At 74.0% G+C, this 21,865-nt stretch carries 21 protein-coding genes; 9 read left to right on the forward strand and 12 right to left on the reverse strand.

All coding sequences use genetic code 11. The annotated features are described in order from the left end of the window. The first annotated feature begins 164 nt into the window (after positions 1-164). From ACN28C_RS21980 to ACN28C_RS21990, 3 genes are all read left to right on the forward strand, one after another. A complete protein-coding gene (locus ACN28C_RS21980) occupies positions 165-1,187 on the forward strand; it encodes a LacI family DNA-binding transcriptional regulator (protein ID WP_422769422.1) in 1,023 nt (340 codons plus the stop codon). A gap of 320 nt (positions 1,188-1,507) precedes the next feature. Next, positions 1,508-1,813 (forward strand): hypothetical protein, encoded by a 306-nt coding sequence (locus ACN28C_RS21985; RefSeq protein ID WP_422769423.1) that lies wholly within the window; start codon positions 1,508-1,510, stop codon positions 1,811-1,813. A gap of 109 nt (positions 1,814-1,922) precedes the next feature. After that, positions 1,923-3,272, forward strand: coding sequence for a cupin domain-containing protein (locus tag ACN28C_RS21990; RefSeq protein WP_422774762.1), 1,350 nt, complete (start codon positions 1,923-1,925; stop codon positions 3,270-3,272). Positions 3,273-3,327: 55 nt separating this feature from the next. Here the strand turns inward: ACN28C_RS21990 and ACN28C_RS21995 are convergent, their stop codons facing one another. The 5 genes from ACN28C_RS21995 to ACN28C_RS22015 all read right to left on the reverse strand — a co-directional run bounded on the left by ACN28C_RS21995 (position 3,328) and on the right by ACN28C_RS22015 (position 8,637). Next, entirely contained in the window at positions 3,328-3,993 is a 666-nt protein-coding gene (locus ACN28C_RS21995; RefSeq protein WP_422769424.1) for a hypothetical protein, read from the reverse strand. Next, positions 3,990-6,476 carry an FtsK/SpoIIIE domain-containing protein gene (locus ACN28C_RS22000; protein ID WP_422774763.1) on the reverse strand — a complete coding sequence of 829 codons (2,487 nt, stop codon included), beginning with the start codon at positions 6,474-6,476 and terminating at the stop codon, positions 3,990-3,992. Before ACN28C_RS22000 ends, ACN28C_RS21995 begins: the two co-directional genes overlap by 4 nt. A gap of 382 nt (positions 6,477-6,858) precedes the next feature. Continuing rightward, positions 6,859-7,725, reverse strand: a complete 867-nt coding sequence (locus ACN28C_RS22005; protein WP_422769425.1) for a hypothetical protein — start codon at positions 7,723-7,725, stop codon at positions 6,859-6,861. An 8-nt stretch (positions 7,726-7,733) separates the two neighbouring features. Beyond that, the gene (locus ACN28C_RS22010) at positions 7,734-7,994 is read right to left on the reverse strand and encodes a hypothetical protein (protein WP_421493001.1); all 261 of its coding nucleotides are present in this window, start codon (positions 7,992-7,994) and stop codon (positions 7,734-7,736) included. 238 nt (positions 7,995-8,232) lie between these two features. Continuing rightward, positions 8,233-8,637, reverse strand: a complete 405-nt coding sequence (locus ACN28C_RS22015; protein WP_422774764.1) for a hypothetical protein — start codon at positions 8,635-8,637, stop codon at positions 8,233-8,235. A 214-nt stretch (positions 8,638-8,851) separates the two neighbouring features. Between ACN28C_RS22015 and ACN28C_RS22020 the strand changes: the two genes are divergently transcribed. The 3 genes from ACN28C_RS22020 to ACN28C_RS22030 are packed head-to-tail and all read left to right on the forward strand — an operon-like array spanning position 8,852 to position 11,968. Next, on the forward strand, positions 8,852-11,425 hold the full coding sequence (locus ACN28C_RS22020) for an ATP-dependent Clp protease ATP-binding subunit (RefSeq protein ID WP_422769426.1): 2,574 nt from the start codon (positions 8,852-8,854) through the stop codon (positions 11,423-11,425). Positions 11,426-11,453: 28 nt separating this feature from the next. After that, complete coding sequence (locus ACN28C_RS22025) at positions 11,454-11,618, forward strand: hypothetical protein (RefSeq protein ID WP_422769427.1); 165 nt, start codon at positions 11,454-11,456, stop codon at positions 11,616-11,618. Further along, positions 11,618-11,968, forward strand: a complete 351-nt coding sequence (locus ACN28C_RS22030; RefSeq protein ID WP_422769428.1) for a DUF3140 domain-containing protein — start codon at positions 11,618-11,620, stop codon at positions 11,966-11,968. The genes ACN28C_RS22025 and ACN28C_RS22030 overlap by 1 nt, the downstream gene beginning before the upstream one ends. A gap of 113 nt (positions 11,969-12,081) precedes the next feature. Here the strand turns inward: ACN28C_RS22030 and ACN28C_RS22035 are convergent, their stop codons facing one another. From ACN28C_RS22035 to ACN28C_RS22055, 5 genes are all read right to left on the reverse strand, one after another. Continuing rightward, the gene (locus ACN28C_RS22035) at positions 12,082-12,318 is read right to left on the reverse strand and encodes a hypothetical protein (RefSeq protein WP_422769429.1); all 237 of its coding nucleotides are present in this window, start codon (positions 12,316-12,318) and stop codon (positions 12,082-12,084) included. Positions 12,319-12,413: 95 nt separating this feature from the next. Further along, the gene (locus ACN28C_RS22040; protein WP_422769430.1) at positions 12,414-13,916 is read right to left on the reverse strand and encodes a S1 family peptidase; all 1,503 of its coding nucleotides are present in this window, start codon (positions 13,914-13,916) and stop codon (positions 12,414-12,416) included. Between the two features lie 496 nt (positions 13,917-14,412). Beyond that, complete coding sequence (locus tag ACN28C_RS22045) at positions 14,413-15,384, reverse strand: LysR family transcriptional regulator (RefSeq protein ID WP_422769431.1); 972 nt, start codon at positions 15,382-15,384, stop codon at positions 14,413-14,415. Positions 15,385-15,478: 94 nt separating this feature from the next. After that, positions 15,479-16,162: a ThuA domain-containing protein gene (locus tag ACN28C_RS22050; RefSeq protein WP_422769432.1), complete on the reverse strand. Its 684-nt coding sequence runs from the start codon at positions 16,160-16,162 to the stop codon at positions 15,479-15,481. A gap of 147 nt (positions 16,163-16,309) precedes the next feature. Next, a complete protein-coding gene (locus ACN28C_RS22055; RefSeq protein ID WP_422769433.1) occupies positions 16,310-16,948 on the reverse strand; it encodes a hemerythrin domain-containing protein in 639 nt (212 codons plus the stop codon). Between the two features lie 158 nt (positions 16,949-17,106). On the opposite strand from ACN28C_RS22055, the gene ACN28C_RS22060 reads away from it, so the two are divergent. Together ACN28C_RS22060 and ACN28C_RS22065 are read left to right on the forward strand one after the other, a co-directional pair. After that, a complete protein-coding gene (locus ACN28C_RS22060) occupies positions 17,107-18,435 on the forward strand; it encodes a M20/M25/M40 family metallo-hydrolase (protein ID WP_422769434.1) in 1,329 nt (442 codons plus the stop codon). 165 nt (positions 18,436-18,600) lie between these two features. Beyond that, on the forward strand, positions 18,601-19,269 hold the full coding sequence (locus tag ACN28C_RS22065; RefSeq protein WP_422769435.1) for a hypothetical protein: 669 nt from the start codon (positions 18,601-18,603) through the stop codon (positions 19,267-19,269). A 31-nt stretch (positions 19,270-19,300) separates the two neighbouring features. Here the strand turns inward: ACN28C_RS22065 and ACN28C_RS22070 are convergent, their stop codons facing one another. Both ACN28C_RS22070 and ACN28C_RS22075 read right to left on the reverse strand, forming a co-directional pair. Then, entirely contained in the window at positions 19,301-19,492 is a 192-nt protein-coding gene (locus ACN28C_RS22070) for a DUF5703 family protein (protein ID WP_422769436.1), read from the reverse strand. A gap of 140 nt (positions 19,493-19,632) precedes the next feature. Beyond that, positions 19,633-20,604: an aldo/keto reductase gene (locus tag ACN28C_RS22075; protein WP_422769437.1), complete on the reverse strand. Its 972-nt coding sequence runs from the start codon at positions 20,602-20,604 to the stop codon at positions 19,633-19,635. A gap of 180 nt (positions 20,605-20,784) precedes the next feature. On the opposite strand from ACN28C_RS22075, the gene ACN28C_RS22080 reads away from it, so the two are divergent. Further along, positions 20,785-21,837, forward strand: coding sequence for an LLM class F420-dependent oxidoreductase (locus tag ACN28C_RS22080; protein WP_422769438.1), 1,053 nt, complete (start codon positions 20,785-20,787; stop codon positions 21,835-21,837). Positions 21,838-21,865: the final 28 nt, after the last annotated feature.

Below are 21,865 nucleotides of genomic sequence, written 5' to 3' on the forward strand. Positions count from 1 at the left end.
ACTTTCCGGAATTGTTCCGTAACTCGATCGGAACGTTATGACCCGCCGTGCGGTCAGTCAACCCCGAGTGTGGGGCAAAATACTGGGAGGGCGCGCGACGGACACCGGTACAGCCTCGAAATAGTTTCGGTCGTAGGCTGAGGCCACAACGAAGGAGCTGCCTCGTGACGGTCGACGAAGGACGCAGGATCACCATCACCGCCATCGCCCAGGAGGCCGGCGTGTCGGTGCCGACGGTCTCCCGGGTGCTCAACGGCCGCAACGACGTGGCGCCGCAGACCCGGGAGCGGGTGGAGGAACTCCTCCGTCGGCACGGCTACCGGCGCCGGGCCACCCGGCCACGGGCCGGGGCGAGCCTGATCGACCTCATCTTCAACGACCTGGACAGTCCCTGGGCCGTCGAGATCATCCGAGGGGTCGAGGACGTCGCGCACGCCGCCGGGGTCGGCACCGTGGTCTCGGCGATCCACCGCCGGTCGACCTCGACCCGGCAGTGGTTACAGAACCTGCGCACCCGGGCCACCGACGGGGTGATCCTGGTCGCCAGCGACCTCGCCCCACCGGTGCACGCCGAGCTGCGTCGGCTGAACGTGCCGATGGTGCTGGTCGACCCCGCCGGCGTGCCCAACCTGGACATCCCGACGATCGGCGCGACGAACTGGGCCGGCGGGTTGCGGGCCACCGAGCACCTGCTCTCGCTCGGGCACCGCCGGATCGGCTTCATCGCCGGCCCGCCGCGACTGCTCTGCAGCCGGGCCCGCCTCGACGGCTACCGCGCCGCGCTGGACGCCGCCGGCATCCCGCTGCGCGACGAGCTGATCGTCCCCGGCGACTTCTACCACGAGTCCGGATACTCCGGCGGCGCCGCGCTGCTCGACCTCGACGAGCCGCCGACGGCGATCTTCGCCTCCAGCGACCAGATGGCGTTCGGGGCGTACGAGGCGGTCCGGCGGCGCGGGCTCAGGGTGCCGGACGACGTCAGCGTGGTCGGCTTCGACGACCTGCCGGAGGCGCGCTGGGCGTCGCCGCCGCTCACCACCGTGCGCCAGCCACTCGCCGAGATGGGGCTGCTGGCCGCCCGGACCATGCTCCGACTGGCACAGGGCGAACCGCTCGACACGCCAAGGGTCGAACTCTCCACCGACCTGGTCGTCCGGGACAGTTCGGCGCCGTACGCCAGCCGCTGAGCTGCGCGCTTTCCCGCCCCGAGCCAGTACCACCCGACCGGCAGGCCAGGTGGGACGCCACAATTACCGGGAGGTTTCCGGTACGGGGAATTGACCCGGGCCGCTTCGTCTGGCCGCGCCGGGCGGGTCGACGGCGCTCGCCCGGCCGCCGAGTGTCGGGTGGTGTGCCGGGGCGGCCGTCACCACACTGGTCGCGAATCACGCCACGGCGGGAGCGGACCGGTTTGCCGGGTTAGAGGTGATCGGGCGCGGGGTACCAGCATCCGCGTAGCGACGCCCGGGACGATCAGACCCGGGCGCTGGATCCGAGGGAGCACCGAATGAGACTGGACGACGACGATATCCGGAGCACCGGTGGCGGCGGAGGGGAGGGCCCGGCCGACGGTGGGGCCAATCCGATGGGCCGGGACGGCGGCGCCGACGGTGCCGCCGAGGGTCCGGCCGACGCCGGGGCCACGCCGGGGCAGCACGACGGCGGCGCCGACGGCGCGGCGGAGGGTCCGGCCGACGGCGGCGCGACCCCGGGGCAGCACGACGGCGGCGCCGACGGCGCGGCAGAGGGTCCGGCCGATGCGGGTGCGGCCCCCGGCCAGCAGGACGGCGGCGCAGACAGCGCCGCCCGGTGAGCCCGACCCCATGACCGAGTACGACGGATCGGCCGGCACGGTGCCGGAGCACGCGACCGGTAACCCGGCGACCGGCAGTTCGGGAGCCGGCGATCCTGCTCCGGCCGGCATGCCGGGAGATCTGGGAACGGAACCGACGACCGGGTCGGGCGGCGCCGGCCGCCCGACCCGCGCCGCCGGCGGAGCATCGGAGAGCCGTTCCGGCCCCGCCCACCGGCCGGCCCTGGCCCGCTGCGTCGCGGTCGAACCGGCGAAGTTCGCCGCCGCCCACTGGGGGCGGGCGCCCCTGCTCTCCCGGGCGGCCGAACTCGGCAACCCGGACGGGTTCCGCGACCTGCTCAGCCCGGCGGACGCCGACGAACTGCTGAGCCGGCGTGGGCTGCGTACCCCGTTCCTGCGGGTCGCGCAGAACGGGCAGGTCCGGCCGGCGGGGCAGTACACCGGCGGTGGCGGGGCCGGGGCCGAGATCACCGATCAGGTCCTGGACGAGCGGGTCCTCGCGCTCTACGCCGACGGCGCCACCCTGGTGCTCCAGGGTCTGCACCGGACCTGGCCACCGCTTATCGACTTCACTCGCGAGCTGAGCCTGCTCCTCGGCCAGCCGCTCCAGGTGAACGCCTATCTGACCCCGCCCGGAAACCAGGGCTTCGCCACCCACTACGACACGCACGACGTCTTCGTGCTCCAGGTCGACGGGCACAAGCACTGGCAGGTGCACGAGCCGGTGCTGCCCGATCCGTTGGAGCGGCAGCCGTGGGGCGGCCGGGCGGACGAGGTCGCCGCGGTCGCCGACGGACCGGCCGCCCTGGACGTGCTGCTCGGGCCCGGCGACGCGCTCTACCTGCCTCGAGGATGGCTGCACAGCGCCCGGGCGCAGGACGAGAGCAGCCTGCACCTGACCGTCGGCGTCCGGGCAGTGACCAGGTACGCGATGGTCGAGGCGCTGCTGGACCTCGCCGCCGAGGATCCGCGACTGCGTGCCTCGCTGCCGTTCGGGGTGGACGTCGCCGAGGTCGACCAGGTCGAACCGGAGCTGACCGAGACGGTCGACGCACTACGGGACTGGCTGTTGCGGGCCGATCCGGCCGCCGTCGCCGCCCGGCTGCGTGCCCGGGCCTGGCCGGCGGCCCGACCCGCGCCGATCCGCCCGCTCGCCCAGGCGGCGGCGATCGCCTCGGTGGACGCCGACACCCGGCTCGCACCACGGGACGGGCTGCGCTGGCAGTTGACCGCGGAGCCGCCCGCCCCCGGCGCCGACGGCGTCGACGGCGCCGGCCGGGTCGCGCTCGCACTCTTCGACCGCACCGTCACCTTCCCGGGCCAGTGCGCCCTGGCGCTGCGGGCGTTCCTCTCCGGCGCTGTGCAGCGGGTCGGCGACCTGCCCGGGCTGGACGACGACGTCGACCGGATCGTGCTGGCCCGCCGCCTCCTCCGCGAGGCGATCGCGGTTCCGGTGTGAGGCGGGGGCCCTTCTTATACAGAAAGCGATAAGAAGGGCCCCCGCCTTGCACGTCTCAGCGGAGCAGGCCGAAGAGGGCTGCGGTGGTGACCAGGCCGGCTACCACGACCACCAGGACCGCCCGCACATCCAGGCCGGCGTGCCGGCGGTCGGCGAGTACCCGCGCCGGTGCCAGCCCGACGACCGGACCGAGCAGCGTCACCAGCAGCCCGAGCACCGGCATGGCGACCGCCAGATCACCTCCGTAGCGATCGCCGACGGCACGGGCGGCGAGCCCGAGGGCGTACGCGGCGGCGGCGCCGAGCACGCCGAAGAGCGCCAGCAACGGCCCGGTCGCGGGGGCCAGCTCACCGGGCCGGCGGGCCCGCTCCAGCAGCTCGCGTACCCCGTCGAGCAGTGCCTCGACGTCGGCCGGTTCGCCGTTGCGCGGTACCGGCGGTTCACCGATGCGCCGGTCCGTGCCGAGCTGCCCGCGCAGGATGCTCCAGAGGTGGATCGACTCCGCCTCGGTGCGGTCGACCTCCTCCCGGGCCTCCGCCACCTCCGCCTCGGCCCGGCGTACCCCCTGCTCCGCGTCGCGTACCGCCCGGTCGGCGGCGGCCAGCTGGCGGGCGTACCAGGCTTCCGCCTCGGCACGTTCCTTTTCGGCCCGCCCGGTCAGCTCGGCGAGCCGGCGGATGGCCCGGGCGTAGTTCAGATCCGGTTCCAGGTCACCGCTCATCGTGGCGGTCCATAAGGGATGATCACCTGACCCGTGCGGTGTACCGAGCGGTCGAAGAAGAGTCCACGCCACGGCCTCGGGTACCAGTCGGGACCGCCGCCGGCGCCGGGGTAGAGCGCGGAGGTGAGCTCCGCGCCCTGCACGTCGAGCGCGACCCAGGCGCCGATCTGGTCGGTCCGGGAGGCAGGGCCGCCGAGGTCCGCCCGCATCCGGGCCACCCCCCGCCACCAGGCCAGGGTGTGGGTACGCCGCTCCGGCCCGTTGTGCAGGACGTGCCGGAGGTGGTCCAGCCCGGAGCGCCCGGCGATGGCGGTGCCGAGCTGGCCGGTCGCCGCGTCCACGGCGTACAGCAGGAGGTAGTGCGGTTCGCCGGGGGCACCGGCGGTGCCGAGCCCGGTCGCCGTCTCGGCCATCAGTTCGCCGATGTCCTCCTCGGAGTACCAGGCGGCGTCCGGGCCGAGCGCCTCGTAGAGCGTGCGGGCGGCGGAGTCGGCGTCCGGGTCGAGGCAGGCGATCGAGAAGCGCGCGCTGCCGGGCCGGTGCTGGCGGCGCAGCGACCGGGCGGCCGCGTCCAGCACCGCGCAGGCCTCGTCGACGCCGGTGCCGAGTACCGCCAGGTTCCGTCCCGGCGCCCGGGGGAGCCGCATTCCCGCAGACCGCGCCTGCACGTCGATGATCTCGCCGAGCAGCGCCACCGGCCCCCGGGCGCCGGCACCGGTCCGCTCCGTGCCGGCACCGGTCCGCTCCGTGCCGGCGCTGCCGCCGGTCCGCCCGGCACCGGCACGGTCACCGCCGGCCGGTGCCGGGGCACCGCCGGCCGACGCGGCGCTCCGCTCCGGGCCGACCCCCTCGGGCCAGATCGCCACGCCGGTCGCCCGGTCGGCGGAAACGCCGACCGGGATCGGCTCGCCCGGCGGGCGCAGCGCGACGAAGTCGGGTGCCTCGTCCAGCCGGGGGATCGCGTCACCGTCGAAGAGCCGGGCCGGCGCCGCGTCCGGCGGCCGCATCCGCCACAGCCGGTGTTGCAGGTCGCTCCAGGTGCCCCAGTCGCTGGCGGCCGGGATCCGGGCCACCTGGTTGCCCTCGACCATCCCGGACTCGGCGTTGACGATCGCGTGGTGCCGGGGCAGCACCTGCGCGGCGTCGTTGCGCTCGGCGAGGATGCGCAGCGCCTTGGGCAGCGCGATCCGCAGGGTGAACTGGGCGACCAGCGCCGGCCGCCCCCAGAGCGCCTCGATGCCCCGGACGTCCTGTGAGGCGAGCACCAGGTGGATGCCCTGGGAGCGCCCCCGCCGGGCCAGGTCCTCGAGGAGGTCGGCGGCCTCCCTGGCGACCGCGTCCCGGCCGGCCAGCAGCATCTGGAACTCGTCGACCACGGCGACGATCCGGGGCCAGCGCCCGCCCGGGTCCACGGCGCGCAGCTCGGCGAGCTTGGTCACCTCGTGCCGCTTGGCCGCGTCTGCCCGGCGGCGCAACTCCTCGGCGAGGAAGCGCAGCAGGGCGAGACCGAACTCGCGGTCGGTGTTGACGTTGATCCCGACCAGGCGCATGTGCGGCAGCCAGCTCGGGTCGCGGCGTCCCTGCGCGAACCGGGCGAACGACACCCCCTCCTTGAAGTCGAGCAGATAGAACTCCAGCTCGCTGGGGGAGTAGCGGGCGGCGAGCGAGCCGATCCAGGCGAAGATCAGGTTGGTCTTGCCGGTGCCGGAGGGGCCGCCGATCAGCGCGTGCGGCGGGTAGTCGCCGAGGGTCAGCGTCACCGGCCGGCCCTGCGGGCCGTCCCCGATCGGCGCCACCAGGCCGGCGGCGGAGTCCTCCCGCCACATCTCGTCGGCCGGTGGCAGCAGGTCGGTGAAGGGCGTCGGCGGCGGGCCCGCATTGACCAGAGTGGCGATCTGCCGGCAGGTTTCGGTGACCAGTCCGGGCGGCGGCGCCGGATCGGGGTCGACGGCGAGCCCGGGGCAACTGGAGAGCCGGGTCGCGTCGGCGTCGACCACCACCCGGTGCACGTGCCGCTCGTCGGGCAGCTCGATGCCGCGTACCACCAGGTGCACGCCGCAGGCGGCGCCGGTCCGGGCCACCCGGTCGAGCTGGCCCCGTTCGTGTCGGGAGAGCTCGTCGCCGCCGAGCAGCACCGCCACCCGCCACGGCTCCGGGCGCCGGCCGGTCGCCGCCGCCAGCTCGCGCAGCGACGCGTACTCGCCGGCCAGCACCGTCTCGTTGATCCGACGGATCTGGTCGACGAGGTCGTCGAGGAGCCGGGCCAGGCCGCCCGGCCCGACGAAGGTCAGCAGCCCGGCGGTGGAGAGCGGGGCGAAGCCGGCCAGGCCGCCACCGAGGTGCTCGGGGTCGTAGCCGACCAGCCGGACCGAGCCGGGATCGGCCCGGCCGACGGCCCGCAGCAGCAGCGCGGCGACGACCGCGTCGCAGCCGCTCCGGTCGGCCCCGGAGAGGTGTACGTGACCGGCGTCGAGCAGCGGCACCAGGGCCGGTACGGGCGGGCTGCCCGGCAGCCGTACCGTGCCGATCCGCAGCGGACCCGGTGCCTCGCCCCGGACGACTGGAGTGGGGCGCCAGCCGGACCAGTCGGCACCGGCGGCACCGGGTGCCTCCCGGGTTGCTGCCTCGGCGGCCCGGGAGGCGAGCCGGACGATTTCCGCGCCGTACCGGTCGGCCAGCTCGGTGACCCGGCGGTCCCGTTCCGCGCCTACCCGCTCCGGCACCCGGGCGGCCGCCTCCCGGATCCGGCGCAGCCGGTCCTCGGCGCCGCCGAGTTCGGTCCGGGCGCCCGCGAGCCGGGCCCGGGAGGCGCCCAGGGCGTGCGACAGCATGGTGCGGACCCGGGTGACGAGCTGGGTCCTCAGATCAGGCATGGGTTTCCCGGGGGCGGCGTGCGGTGACGGGGCGCTGGTCGAGGCCGAGCCGACGCATCAGCAGGCCGGTGAGGACCCCTGCGGCGACCGCCGGGTCGGCGGGATGGGGCTGCTCCGCCGGCTCCTTCGGCGGCGGCATCCGGCAGACCCGGCTGAGTAGCGTGTCGAGCACCCCGGGCGGCAGGTTGGGCACCAGGTCCCGGACCTGCCCGGTCACCTCCCGGCGCAGCCTCGGCAGGTCCGCGGCCCGGGGCGGGTGGCCGAGCAGTTTGCCCGCCAGGTCACGCAGCATCGGCGGGGCCACCGAGGCGAGCCCCAGCCCGACGTTCGCCTCCACCGCGCGCAGTTCGGTGTGCAGCCGGCTCCGGTCGCCGGAGCGGACGCCCGTGGTGACCCGACGGAGCAACTCCTCGGCGTCGGTGACCTGCTGGTCCGGCTCTGGCGCCGGGGTGTCCCGCGAGTCGAAGAGCTCGGCGACCCGGACCGACCACCAGCCGCCGGTCGCCGCCGGAGCGACCCGCCGGGCCGGCCCGGACGGTTCGTCGGCGATCCGGGCCGCGGGCCCGTCGGGTGGTCGCTGCGGTCCGGCCGTCGGCGGGCCGGCGGGGCCCAGGCCGATCGCCGCCAGGTAGGCGGCGAACTGGTCCTGGGCGAGCCGCAGGGCGTGTCCGGCGGTCTCCAGGTGCTCGGTGGCGGCCGACAGTTCGGGTACGCCCATCGGGTCGGCGGACTCCTGGCGTACCCAGCGCAGCCGCTCCGAGGCGGTCTTGAGCGAGTCGAGTCCCTTGATCACCAGCTCGACCGGCAGTTCGTCACAGGCCGCCCGGACCCGGGCCCCCAGCTCCTCGATGATGGACATCCGCTGCTCTACAGCGTCGAGACGTAGAGCTGGGCGTGTTCGACGGCGGCGAGTGTCGCGGCCAGGCACTCCTCCAACTCCTGCGCAGCCTGGGAGAGCGACGCCTGGGCGGCGTCGACGGTGGAGTGTCCGCTGCCCTCCAGCGCGCCGGCCAGGGTCTGCTGCGCCTCGGCGAGCTTGTCGCCGGCGGCCTGCACGGCGGCCTGGCTCTCGCCGATCTGCTGCAGCGCGGCGTCGATGGCCGCTTTCAGCTCGGCGACACTCGCCACGGCGAAACCTCCTGGGGGCGGGGAGGGCTCTAATTAGAGCTTATCCCGTTGGGCGGTCCGCGGCGCCCTGGGTGTTTGCTGCCCGGCTGTCCGTTCCCGGTTGATCAGGTCGGTGCCGGCCGGAGGCCGCCCATCCTCCTACTTTGCGTCACCGGGACGTCACTCAGTCGGATCTCCGACACTAGTCTGGTCGACTACCCGGAAGACCTGCTCAGGTGTGCAACTTCCAGCCGTGGTCTCACTCCTCCGCCGTCCGGTCCGGTGGGGCGACGAGCCAGCGTGGTCCGCGTACCTGCGCACCCAGCGCGGTGACCCGGTCCCGCAGTGCCCGATCGGCGGTGACCACGACGCAGCTGCGGCCGGCGGGGCACTCCGCCCGGAGCAGGCCGACGATCGCGTCGTCGCCGGAGCCCTCCGCCGCGACCACCCGAACCCCCTCGGTGGTCCCGACCCGGCGGGCGGCACCCTCCACGACCAGGACCACCTCGACCGGCGGCACCAGGCCGGGCAGGCCGTGCCGGCGGATCGGCGCCAGCCGGTCGCGCAGCCGGGCGGTGGCGCCGGCCCGGTCCCGCCACCAGCCGTCCGGCCGGGATCCCACCACGTTGGCGGCGTCGACGACGAGCAGCGGTTCCTCGGCCATGGGCATCCGCCCAGCCTGCCATCCCGGCCGTTCCAACGCGGCGTCGCCGCGACCGGTGCGGGTGGCGTCGCCACGACCGGTGCGGGTGGCGTCGCCACGACCGGCGCGGATGGGCCGCGCCGGGTGTGGCTGCTGTGGTTACGCGGTGTTTGTCGCTGCTGCGGCCGGGTAGCCGAGGCGATGCCAGTGTCCGCGCCCGTGAGGGGGACGAAAGATGACGCAGGGACCCGGCGACCTCGGCCCCGACCCGTGGGACGAGTTCCTGGCCCGGTACTTCGGCCGGGGGGAGAGCCGCCGGCAGGGGCAGCGGGTGGACATCACGAGGCTGATGACCGCGGACGCGCGGGAGATGCTCGCCGACGCGGCGCGGCGGGCGGCGCAGGCGAACAGCAGTGACCTGGACACCGACCACCTGCTCTGGGCCGCGTTGCAGCGGGAGCCGCTGCGGGACCTGCTCAGCCGGGCCGGCGCCGACCCGGACGCCCTGCTCGGTGCGCTCGGCGGCGAGCAGCGGGTGGAGCGACCGGCCACGCACGGCCAGGTGCCGTCGAACATGTCCCTCACCCCGGCGGCGAAGCGGGCGCTGCTCGACGCGCACCAGCTCTCCCGGGCGATGGGCGCCTCGTACATCGGGCCGGAGCACATTCTGATGGCGCTGCCGCTCAACCCCGAGTCGCCGGCCGGCCGGATGCTGGCGGCGGGCCGGATCCAGCCGCAGTCGTTGCAGGCCGCCAGCGCCAGCGGCGGTGGCGGGAACGGCGGGGGCAGGCCGGACCGGGGCACCCCCACCCTCGACCAGTACGGCCAGGACCTCACCGACCTGGCCCGGGCCGACGAGATCGACCCGGTGATCGGCCGGACGGACGAGATCGAGCAGGCGGTGGAGATCCTCTCCCGGCGGACCAAGAACAACCCGGTGCTGATCGGCGAGGCCGGGGTGGGCAAGACCGCGATCGTCGAAGGGCTCGCCGAGCGGATCTGCGACGGGGACGTGCCGCAGACGCTTGTCGGCAAGCGGGTGGTGCAGTTGGACCTCGCCGGCCTGGTCGCCGGCACCCGCTACCGGGGCGACTTCGAGGAGCGCCTGAAGAAGGTCATCGACGAGATCCGGGCGCACGGCGACGAGCTGATCATCTTTCTGGACGAGCTGCACACCCTGGTCGGTGCGGGCGGCGCCGGTGCCGAGGGCGGGATGGACGCCAGCAACATGCTCAAGCCCGCGCTGGCCCGGGGCGACATGCGGGTGATCGGCGCGACGACGCTCAACGAGTACCGCCGCAACATCGAGAAGGACGCGGCGCTGGCCCGGCGGTTCCAGCCGGTGCTGGTGCCGGAGCCGACAGTGGAGGACACCGTCGCCATCCTGCACGGGCTGCGGGACCGGTACGAGGCGCACCACCAGGTGCGCTTCACCGACGAGGCGCTGGTCGCCGCCGCCGAGCTCGCCGACCGGTACGTCACCGACCGGTTCCTGCCGGACAAGGCGATCGACGTGCTCGACCAGGCCGGTGCCCGGGTGCGGCTGCGTACCCGGACGCCGGCCGGGGACGTGCGGGAGCTGGAGCGCCAACTGGAGGAGGTCCGGCGGGAGAAGGACCAGGCGGTCGCCGACGAGCAGTACGAGCGCGCCTCGGAACTGCGCGACCGGCTCCAGGAGGTACGCGAGCGGCTCTCGGCGGCGAACGGCAACGGCGACCAACCGGCGGTGCCGGAGGTGGGCACCCAGGAGATCGCCGAGGTGGTCTCCAGGTCCACCGGCATCCCGGTGAGCCAGCTCACCGAGGAGGAGCGGGACCGGCTGCTCCGGCTGGAGGGATATCTGCACGAGCGGGTGGTGGGCCAGGACGACGCGGTGAGCGCGGTCGCCGAGGCGGTGCGGCGGTCTCGTACCGGGTTGGCCGACCCGGACCGGCCGATGGGGAGCTTCCTCTTCCTCGGCCCGACCGGGGTCGGCAAGACCGAGCTGGCCCGGGCGCTGGCCGAGGCGCTCTTCGGCGAGCAGGACCGGATGGTCCGGCTGGACATGAGCGAGTTCCAGGAGCGGCACACGGTGAGCCGGCTCGTCGGCGCCCCGCCCGGCTACGTCGGGTACGAGGAGGCGGGACAGCTCACCGAGGCGGTGCGGCGCCGCCCGTACGCTGTGGTGCTGCTCGACGAGATCGAGAAGGCGCACCCGGACGTCTTCAACATCCTGTTGCAGGTATTCGACGACGGACGGCTCACCGACAGCCAGGGCCGGACGGTCAACTTCCGGAACAGCGTACTGATCATGACCAGCAACCTTGGCTCCGAGCTGATCACCGGTACGCAGCGCAGCGTCGGCTTCGGCGGCGGTGCCGGAGGCGCCGGCGATGACGAGAACAACGAACTGCGGGACCGGCTGATGCGCCGGCTCCAGGAGCAGTTCCGCCCGGAGTTCCTCAACCGGATCGACGAGGTGATCATCTTCCGCCGGCTGGAGACCGAGCAGCTGCGGCAGATCACCGAACTCCTGTTGGGCGAGACCCGGCGACGGATGCACGCTCAGGACATCGGGGTAGACTTCACCACAGAAGGGGTGGATTGGATCGCCGAGCACGGCTACGAGCCGCAGTTCGGTGCCCGCCCGTTGCGCCGGACGATCCAGCGGGAGGTCGACAACCGGCTCTCCCGGATGTTGCTCGACGGGACCGTCCAGCCCGGACAGCGCGTCATGGTCGGCGCCCGGGACGGCGAGCTGACCTTCGAGGTGTCGGCGGGAGATCGGCCGGGCGGCCGCAGCCGGGCCACCACCACCCACGGCCGGTGAACCACCGGAAGGAGAATGGGAGAGTGACGTGAGTCAGCCCGAGGAGAATCGCGAGAAGAGCGCGAAGACCGACGCCGTACTGCGACCGCCGGCCGCGCCCGGCCCGGCCCGGCCCCGTCCACCGGCGGGGCGCCCGAACCGCGGTGCGGACGAGCCGGCGCGGCCCGCGTCGCCGCCAGAGGAGGAGGCGTGATGGCGCGACAGCAACGGGTGGAACCCGAGGTGGAGCAGCTGTGGCAGGAGTTCCACGCCCGGGTCAACGTCTCGTCGGAGCAGCTCCGCAGCTGGCTGCTCACCCAGGGGTCGGGGGAGCAGGCGTTCGGCGCCGACCCGGATCTCGGGTTGCCGGAGCCGGGCCGGCAGATCCTCGCCATCCTCGGCAAGCGCAAGGTCGATCTGACCGGCGGGGACATCCAGGTCATGCGGGAAACCGTCGACGAGATCCGGGATCTGATCGACAGCCGCCCGGACGGCGGCGCGACCGACGAGAACTGGCGGCGCTCCCTGCTCGACCTCGGCCACGACCCGCTGATCGAGCGGTAGTCGCCGGGCCGCTGATCGAGCGGTGGCCCGGGGGCGCCCCGGAGGAGCCGGACGTCCCGGGCGCCCCGGGGGAAGCGCCGGGCGCGCTGCCGCCGGCCCCGCCGGCCCGCCGGCTACGCGCCGCCGACGGTCGGCACGCCGAGTCCGGCCGCCTCGGCGGCGTCGGTCCGCTCGGTGCGCAGCGCCTCCTCCCGGGCCAGCAGGGCCGCGTACTCGGCGATGTCCGTAGCGGTCGGCACCTCCGGTATCCGGCGCAGGAAGGCCTCCACGTCGCGGGAGGCGGCGGTGTGTGCGGCGGCGACCCGGCGTACGGTCTCACCGTCGTTCTCGGGTGGGATCAGGTCGGTCATGCCGGTACCGGTACCCGCTTCCGGCCGGGATATCGCGGCGGACCGCCCCGGGCTCCCCGTGGGGAGCCCGGGGCGGTCCGCCGACCGGTCGATCCTCAGGGCGCCGAGGCGCCGAGGCTGTAGCTGCCCGATCCGCTGTAGGCGTGCACGGCGTACCGGTAGTAGCCGGCGGAGCCGTTGTACGAGACCGTCTCGTCCGGCCCCGGGGAGGTGCCCTGGGCCACGGTCACCCAGCTGCTGCCGCTCCACCGCTGCAGGTAGAGGTCGAAGTCCACCCCGGACGGTCCGTCGAGGCAGCCACGGTGGGTGCCGGAGCGGGTGGTCTGGTAGTAGCTCCCGTTCGGCTGGTACTGCACGGCGCCGGAGGAGAGCGAGCCGGTGAAGGTGCTGGCGTAGCCGCTGCAGGCACCGCCCGGCGGTGGCGGTTCCGGATCCCCGCCGCCGCTGCCGGTACGCAGCGTCAGCCCGTACACCGAGAGGATCTCGTTGACCGGCTGGAAGTAGGTGGTGCCGCCGGACGAGCAGTTGCCCGAGCCGCCGGAGGTGACGCCCTGGGCCTGCTGGCCGGAGAGCCACGAGCCGCCCGAGTCACCCGGTTCGGCGCAGGCGTTGGTCCGGGTCAGACCGCTGACCGACCCCTCGGCGTAGTTGACGGTCTGGTTCTTCGCCTGCACGGTGCCGCACCGCCAGCCGGTGGTCGAACCCGAGCGGCAGATCGCCGCGCCCACCGCGGACTCGGTGGAGCCGGCCACCGTCACGTTTCCGCCCGCGTAGTTGTTGACCCACGGCTGCGGCGTCCAGTTGCTGTTGGTCTGCACCCAGGCATAGTCGTTGCCCGGGAAGGAGGAGCCGCGGAAGGTGCCCTGGGCGACCTGGTTGTAGCCCTGGGTCGCGGTGCCGCTCCGGCCGCAGTGGCCGGCCGTGACGAAGCCGCCGGTGACGGAGAAGCCGACCGAGCAGCGGCCGCCCATGTAGTAGGCGTCGCCGCCCCGGACGTCGTAGTAGAGCTGGGGCGCCTCGGTCGTCGCCACGATCCGTACCGCGGCGGCGTCCACGCCGCTGGCCGTGACGAAGGTGCTCGCGGCGGCCGTACCGCCGTTGGCGAGCACCACCACGCTGTTGGTGGCGACGTCGACGTACCAGCCGGGGACCGACCGGGCCGGTGCCTTGGCGGCGGCGCGGTCGAGCCCGGACTTCACCCCGTCGAGCTGGGCGGCGCTGCGGCTGACCAGCTTCGCCTCGGCGCCGGCCGCCGTGACCCGGGCGGCCTGCGACCGGTCGGTGACCGCGACCGTCAGTTTGCCGTCCGCCTGGGAGATCCACCCGCCGGCGTACGCCCGGCCGAGCGACTTGCGCAGCCCGGCGTCGGCGAGGCTGGCCTTCTCGTCCCGGCTGATCCGCGCGCGGGCCTGCGCGGCGGTGAGCCCGAGGTCGCGCTGCATGGCGGCGAGCATCTCGGGGGATGCGGCGTCGGCGGTGGCCGGAGCCGCGCCCGGGGTTCCGGGGTCCGGCGCCGCGGCGGCAGGTGGGGCCACGGCGCCGAGGATCCCCACCGGCAGCAGGGTCACCGCCGCCAGTGTGGCGAGTCTTCGCTTCATCCGGTGTCTCCTTCGTGGAACAGACTTCGACGGGGGTAGGGACGTGCCGGCCACGGCCCGGCCCCACCGACCTGCCCCCGCCGCCGATCTCCTGCCCAGGGGGCGGGGCAGGACGTACGGCTGTCGTGGCGCGCGCCGACCGACCCGTGGGACGACTCGGCAGGGCTCGAGAGACGGGGGTGGGACGGGAGAACCGGGGCGGCCCGTGCGCCGCCCGGCCCGGAACCGGACGGCACACGGTGGCCGTTGCCCCGCCGACCGGGGGTCAGCCCCGCCGGCCCGTGGCGATGTCGACGGTCGCCGTCGGTACCGGCGGTTCTGGATCGGGCAGGGCATGGTTAAGGTAGCCGGCCATAATCGACCCAGGTATATCCCGCCTAGCTCATACCGCGCCGCGCCCGGCGGGCACTCCACCAGCCCGGAGCGGGCAGCCGCCACCGGCGGTCGGGCCCGGGAGGGCCGGGTGTCGTCCGTGCGAGGGCTGTCGGTGCGGGCGTCAGGCGGCGGCGAGGTCCTGCGGCCCGAAGGTGGGGTTTCGGGCCAGCCAGGCGAGATAGGTCGGGTTGCGGGAGAGCGAGTCGGTGTAGGCGGAGATGGCGTGCCCGAGCACCCGGTCGGCGATGCCGGCGGCCGGGGCGTCCGGATGCCAGCCGAGCAGCAGCCGCCAGCGCAGCGGCGTGTTCGCCAGCGGACGGGTGACCAGCCCGGAGACCGGCCGGAAGGTGGCCTGGGCGAGTGCGATCGCCTCGCCCGCCTCGACCAGGTCGATACAGCTGCGGATGTCGGTCTCGTAGATCTTCGCCGGGGTGAAGCCGGCCCGGGAGCAGGCCGCGACGAAGCAGTCGGCGAAGCAGCCGTCGCCCGGGGCAGCCGCCCACCGTTCCGCGGCGAGGGCGGCCAGGTGCACCTCGTCGTTCGCCGCCAGCGGATGAGCCTCCGGCAGCAGTACGAAGACGGCGTCCACCGCCACGGCCCGCCAGGTCAGCCCGAACTCCGCCGACGGCACGGCGTCGCCGCAGACGCCTGAGAGGACGAAGTCGAGACGGCCGCTGAGCACCATCTGGGCCAGCTCGTCCACCGACCACGAGGCGTGGGTGCTGATCTGCGCGTGCGGCTGGTCGGCCGCCAGCCGGTGCACCAGTCCACCGAGGATGGGGCTGTTCACGCCGCCGAACCGGAACCGGGTCATCGTCGAGCCCGTTCCGGCGAGCCGGGCCGCCTCGTCCTGCAGCCCCTTCATCGCGGGCAGCAGCACGCGGGCCCGGGCCAACACCAGCTCGCCCAGCGCGGTCGGTCGGGCGCCGCGCCGGTCCCGCTCGAAGAGCGGACCGCCGAGCGTGCGCTCGATGCGCTGGAGCTGTGCGGTCAGCGCAGGCTGTGCCAGGCCCAGGGTCGACGCCGCCTTCGTCACGCTGCCAGTCTCCGCGATCGCGCAGACCACCTTGAGGTGCCGCAGCTCCAGGTTCATAGCGTGACGGTAGGACCCGAAAGGGATCCACGGGAAGACCTTTGGCCAGTGAAAGATCCCCCAAAGGAAACCCAAACTGCGACCGAACGGACACCTATTTCTGACGGGCAGCCCAGAGGAGCCCCCGTTCGGTGATCGTCCGGACAGGTGGGAGGGTCAGGTCCGCCAGCCGGTGGCCGACCGTCGAGACGAAGACCCGGCCGCTGCCCCAGGTTCTGGTCCAGACCGCCGGCAGGGTGACCGAGCGGTCCCACGGCGTCGGCTCCGCCGTGCCGGCCCCGTCCGGTCCTGGGTCGAAGGTCACCGTCGCGAGGACGTCGTTGAGCGGATCGGTCAGCACCCAGTACTTCTCGGTGTGCAGCCGTACCTGGCCGACGCCCCGGACGATCGGATGGCCGGCCCGGTCCGGGCAGACCGTCAGGTCGTGGTCCACGAAGCCCGGTGGATGGTGCACGAAGACCCCGCCGGTGAGCTGCGCGTACGCGTTGTGGTGGAAGGCGGCGACGATCCCGCCGTGCCAGCCCGCGAATCCGGTGCCCGCGCGGACCGCCGCGACCAGACCTGCCGCCTGCTCGTCGCTGATGCTCCCCATCGACCAGCACTGCACCACCAGGTCGGCGGCGGCCATCCGGTCCGGGTCGGCGTAGACCGCCAGGTTCTCGTGCACCTCCACCCGAAAACCGGCGTCCCGGAGGAACGGGAGGAACAACTCGGTCGCCGCCACCGGTATGTGGCCCTCCCAGCCACCCCGGACCACCAACGCGTCTCGCACCGCCATCCTCCGTCCACCAGCGCCGTACCCGGGCAGGACCGTACCCCGGGGCGGGCCGCCCCGCGTCACGCGACGATCATCACACCGCGGGAGGCGCGGGTCACCGCGCAGGGAGGACCCGCGTGCCGTGCCCTGACCGCGCGCGGGGCAGCGTCAGGGCGCGGCCGGGGGAGTGAGGTCGTCGACGTACGTCCGCCGGCCGCTCACCGCGTCCCGTACCTTGTCGACGACGCCGAGCGCCGGTTCGACGACCCGGTTCCACGGCGGCGTGGCGGGCGCGTCCGGGTGCGGCCGGGTGGGTGCCGCCTCCTCGGCGATCTCCACCCGGTTGCCCAGCCGGATCAGGTCGGCGTCGCTGGCCGTTGCCCGCAACGCGGGGTAGATCTCCGTCGAGGCCGTCGAGGCGTGCCGGCGGAGTTGGCCGGTGACCTCGTCGGCGAGCTGGTCGAAGCGGGGCTCGCCGGGCGTGACGTGCTCGAGTTCGCGCAGCGTACGCAGCAGCTCGGTGTCTGCCGCGATCTCCCGGTCGGCCAGCGGACCGCCGTCGGGAAGCGCGCTGCGCACGGTCGGGTAGAGGTACTGCTCCTCGCCGGAGAGGTGGCGGGCAACGGTCGCGGTCAGCACCTCGGCGACCTGGCTGCGTCGCTCCGGGGTGGCGCCGTCGGTCAGCTCGCCGCAGAGCGCGGCGATCTGGTCGTGCTCCTCGGCGAGCAGCTCCACCATGCTGCGCCCGGCGGGCCGGTAGTCCTCGTCCTCACCGGTCGGGGGCAGCGGGGGCAGTGGCACGCTCACGATTGGCCTCCTCACTGGGCTGGTCCGCCGCTGCGGCGCCGGACCATCGACCGGCACCGTTCGCGGACATCCGCAGGTACCCTCCGGCCCGGATCGCGAAACCCGCCACCGGACGGGGGAGGCGCCGGCCCCGGAGCCGGGCTGGTATGAAGAACCGCATGAGTAGCCAGTCCGCGTCCCCGCTCCCGGGCGCCACCGACGAGGTCGTCGAGCTGTGCCGGGACCTGCTCCGGATCGACACCAGCAACACCGGGGACCCCGCGACCACCGCCGGCGAGCGGGTCGCCGCCGAGTACGTGGCGGAGAAGCTCGCCGAGGTGGGTGTCGAGGCGCAGCTGCGCGAGTCGGCGCCGGGCCGGGCCAGCGTGGTGGCCCGGATCCCCGGCACCGACCCGGGCCGGGGCGCCCTGCTCGTGCACGGGCACCTGGACGTCGTGCCGGCCGACGCGGGCGAGTGGTCGGTGCCGCCGTTCTCCGGTGAGATCGCCGACGGCTACCTCTGGGGTCGGGGCGCCATCGACATGAAGGACTTCGACGCCATGGTGCTCGCGGTGGTCCGGCACTGGCGGCGCACCGGGGTACGCCCGCCGCGCGACCTGGTGCTGGCCTTCACCGCCGACGAGGAGGCCGGCGGCGAGTACGGCGCGCACTTCCTGGTGGACCGGCACCCCGACCTGCTGGAGGGGTGCACCGAGGCGATCGGCGAGGTCGGTGGCTTCTCCTACACCGTCAGCCAGGATCTCCGGCTCTATCTGATCGAGACGGCGGAGAAGGGCCTCGAATGGCTGCGCCTGCACGCCCGGGGCCGTCCGGGGCACGGCTCGATGGTGCACGACGACAACGCGGTCACCGCGCTCGCCGAGGCGGTCGCCCGGGTCGGCCGGCACCGCTTCCCGGTCGTGGTCACCCCGACCGTGCGGGCCTTCCTGGAGCAGCTCTCCGAGGCGCTCGGCATCGAGCTGGACCCGGACGACCCGGAGCTGGCCATCGCCAAGCTGGGCCCGATCGCCAACCTGATCGGCGCGACGATCCGGAACACCGCCAACCCCACCCGGTTGGCCGCCGGCTACAAGGACAACGTGATCCCGAGCCGGGCCAGCGCCACCGTCGACTGCCGGAGCCTGCCGGGCCAGTCCGAACTGCTGATGGAGCAGTTGCGCGAGGTGATCGGGCCGGACATCGAGATCGAGCACATCCAGCGACAGCCCGCGCTCGAGACCACTTTCGACGGAGATCTGGTGGACGCGATGGCGGCGGCGCTGCGTGCCGAGGACCCGGGCGCACGGGCGGTGCCGTACATGCTCTCCGGCGGCACCGACGCCAAGGCGTTCGCCAAGCTCGGCATCCGCTGCTTCGGCTTCGCGCCGCTGCGGCTGCCGGCCGACCTGAACTTTTCCGCGCTCTTCCACGGCATTGACGAGCGGGTGCCGGTCGACGGACTACAGTTCGGCGTGCGCGTGCTCGACCGGTTCCTCCGCCAGAGCTGACCACCCGTCCGCCTGGCAGGCCGGCCGGCACTCGTCTACGGTGCCCCGGTTGATCCATCTACTTCCGGTCCATCCATCCCGGCCCGTGCGGGCGTCGACCAGACCGCCCGCACGGCAGTCGGCCGGTGGGCCGGCAACAATCGCACTGAAGGGACAGGCCACACCATGACCGACCAGCACGCCGAGCTGGACGCCGCCCTGGAGCGGGTCATCGAGACCGCCCGGGCGCATCTCGCCGCGGTCCGGGCCGCCGATGGCCGGATCGACGACGATGCCGTCTGGCAGGCGTACGTCGAGCTCAACAACGCGTCGTACGAGTACGACGAGCAACTGCTCGACGCCTTCGGCGAGGTCACGCCCTGGGACGTGGAGGCGATCGACCCCGACGAGGCGGACGAGCGCTTCGGGGTGGGGCTGGGTGGCGTCGACGGCGCCGAGCCGGACGACCCGCATCCGCTGGTCCTCTCCGTCCGGCACCGCCGGGACTACCGGGTGCCCAGCGTCGCCGCGCTGCTCCGGGTGGCCCAGGCCGCACGGCGGGCCGCCGTGCCGGCCGAGGAGGAGTCGCCGGCCGTGGAGGGTGTCGGCGAGGCGGTGCTGGAGCTCCTGCAGACCGGGGACGGTTCGCTCGGGGCCCTGGACATCCCGGAACTGGAGCCGCTCGACGGCGTGGTGATGGTGAGCGAGGTCTCGGTCCCGCTCGACCTCGAGTCCTTCGACGACGAGGACAGCAGCGGGCCGTTCACGCCCGGTGCCGACGACCGGCTCGTCGGCCGGCTCGACGAGCACCCGTTCCTCTCCGAGGGTGACGAGGAGACCGAGGAGGCCCGGTAACCGAGCGCCGGGCGGGGGAGGGGCCGGATCCTCAGTAGGAGAGGCCCGGTTGCGACTGGTTGACCACGCGGCGACGCAGCATCACCTGCCGCGTACCGTCGCGGAACAGTCGCACCCGGGCCAGCTCCCAGCCGGAGAACTCGGCCTGGATCGCCAGTTGCGCCATTGCGGCCGTCCGGTCGACATTCGGCGGTAACCGCAATGGCGCGTATTCGTAGTCCATGTCCTCTATCCTGCCCACCTCGCCGGGGCGACACCAGTCCTTCTCCCGGTGAGCGGAGGCCCGGCATCCCGACCCGGTCGGCTCGCCGACCGGCCGCCGTCCGTACGCGAGTTCGTCGGCGCCGACCGTCCCCGATCGGATCAGCCGTCCCGTTCCGGGTAGCCGACCGGCACGGACGACACGTCGTCGAGGGCCCGGGCGATCTCGCCCGGCAGTGTCATGCGCTCCACCTGGAGGGCGCCGAGCAGTTGGCCGACGGTGCGGGCGCCGAGGATCGGGGCGACCACCCCGGGCCGATCCCGTACCCAGGCGAGGGCGACCTCCAGCGGTGACACGCCGAGGCCGCCGGCCGCGGTGGCCACCGCCTCGACAATGCTCGAGCAGCGTGGCTCCAGGTAGCGGGCGACGAAGGGCTCGAAGTGTGCCGAGGCGGCCCGGGAGTCCGCCGGCCGACCGTGCCGGTATTTGCCGGTCAGCACCCCGCGCCCCAGCGGCGACCAGGGCAGCACGCCGAGCCCGAGGCCCGCGCAGGCCGGCAGCACCTCCCGTTCGATGCCGCGTTCGAGCAGCGAGTACTCCACCTGGGCGGCGACCACCGGCGCCCGGCCGGGAACCGCGGCCTGCCAGGTGGCGGCCTGGGCGGTCTGCCAGCCGGAGAAGTTGGAGACCCCGACGTAGCGGACCCGGCCGCTGCTCACGGCGTGGTCCAGTGCGGAGAGCGTCTCCTCCATCGGGGTCGCCGGGTCGTATCCGTGCACCTGCCACAGGTCGACGTGGTCGGTGCCGAGCCGGCGCAGCGACGCGTCCAGGGTGCGCAGCAGGTGCCCGCGGGAGGTGTCCCGCCGGCGGCCGGCACCCGGCCGCAGCCCCGCCTTGGTCGCGATCAGCACGTCGTCGCGGGGGACCAGCGTGCCGAGCAGGGAGCCGATCACCGCCTCGGCGTCTCCGTCGCCGTAGACGTCGGCCGTGTCGACGAGGTTGCCCCCCGCGTCCAGATAACTCTTCAGTTGCGCGGCAGCGTCGTCGGCATCCGTGTCCCGACCCCAGGACATGGTGCCGAGCGCGAGCCGGGAGACCGCCAGCCCGCTTCGGCCGAGCGGTCGCTGCTGCATGGCTTGAACTCTATTCAGAACATCGCGCCGCCGATATCCTCGCTCCCGCCATGGCCGTCCGGGTTTATCGGCACAAAGCAGACGTCGGGGCACGGGTCCGGCATCGGCGGGTCAGCGGAGAGCTTCCGGGGATCATTGCGTACCCTGATGCGACTTGCGGACGGATGGGGAGAAGGACCAGTGCGACTCGGGCTCAGCCTCGGCTACCAGACGGCGTGGAGCACCCCCGCGGACCATTTGGCGCTCGCCCGGGAGGCGGACCGGCTCGGCTACTCGGTGGTCTGGGCCGCGGAGGCGTACGGCTCGGACTCGCCCAGCATGCTGGCGTGGCTGGCCGGCCAGACCGAGCGGATCGACCTCGGCTCGGCGGTGATGCAGATCCCGGCCCGCAGCCCGGCGGCGACCGCGATGACGGCGGCCACCATCGACGCCCTCTCCGGCGGCCGCTTCCGGCTCGGCCTCGGCGTCTCCGGCCCGCAGGTCTCCGAGGGCTGGCACGGGGTCCGGTTCGCCAAACCGCTGGCCCGGACCCGGGAGTACGTCGACATCGTCAGACTCGCCGTCGGCCGCAAGCAGGTGGAGTACGCCGGCAACCACTACCGCCTGCCCCTGCCGGACGGGCCCGGCAAGCCGCTCCGGCTCGGCTTCCATCCGCCGCGCGAGGAGATCCCGATCTACCTGGCCGCGGTCGGCCCGAAGAACCTGGAGCTGGCCGGCGAGATTGCCGACGGCTGGCTGGCGATCTTCTTCGCGCCCGACCTCGCCGCCGAGCAGCTCGACACGGTGCGCGCCGGTCGGGCCCGGGCCGGCAGGGAGCTGGCCGGCTTCGACGTGGTGCCCAGCGTGCCGGTGGTGGTCGGCGACGACGTCGCCACCTGTGCCGAGCTGGTCCGCTGGTACGCCGCCCTCTACGTCGGTGGGATGGGCAGCCGGGAGCAGAACTTCTACAACCAGCTCGCCACCCGGATGGGCTACGGCGACGCCGCCCGGGAGGTCCAGGACCTCTACCTGGCCAGGCGGCCACGCGAGGCCGCGGCGGCCGTCCCGCTGGAGTTCATCGACCGGACGTCCCTGCTCGGGCCGAAGGAGCGGATCGCCGACCGGATGCGTGAGTACGCGGCGGCCGGCGTCACCACGCTCTCGGTGACCCTCTTCGCGGCCGACGCCGACAGCGGCATCCAGACCCTGCGCACCTGCGTCGAGGCGCTGGAACTCGCCGGGGTGGGCGAGTGATCCCGGCGGAACCCGCCGGCAGTGTGGC

Origin of the sequence: Plantactinospora sp. WMMC1484 (assembly GCF_049315195.1) — a bacterium.
Taxonomy (GTDB): Bacteria; Actinomycetota; Actinomycetes; order Mycobacteriales; family Micromonosporaceae; genus Plantactinospora.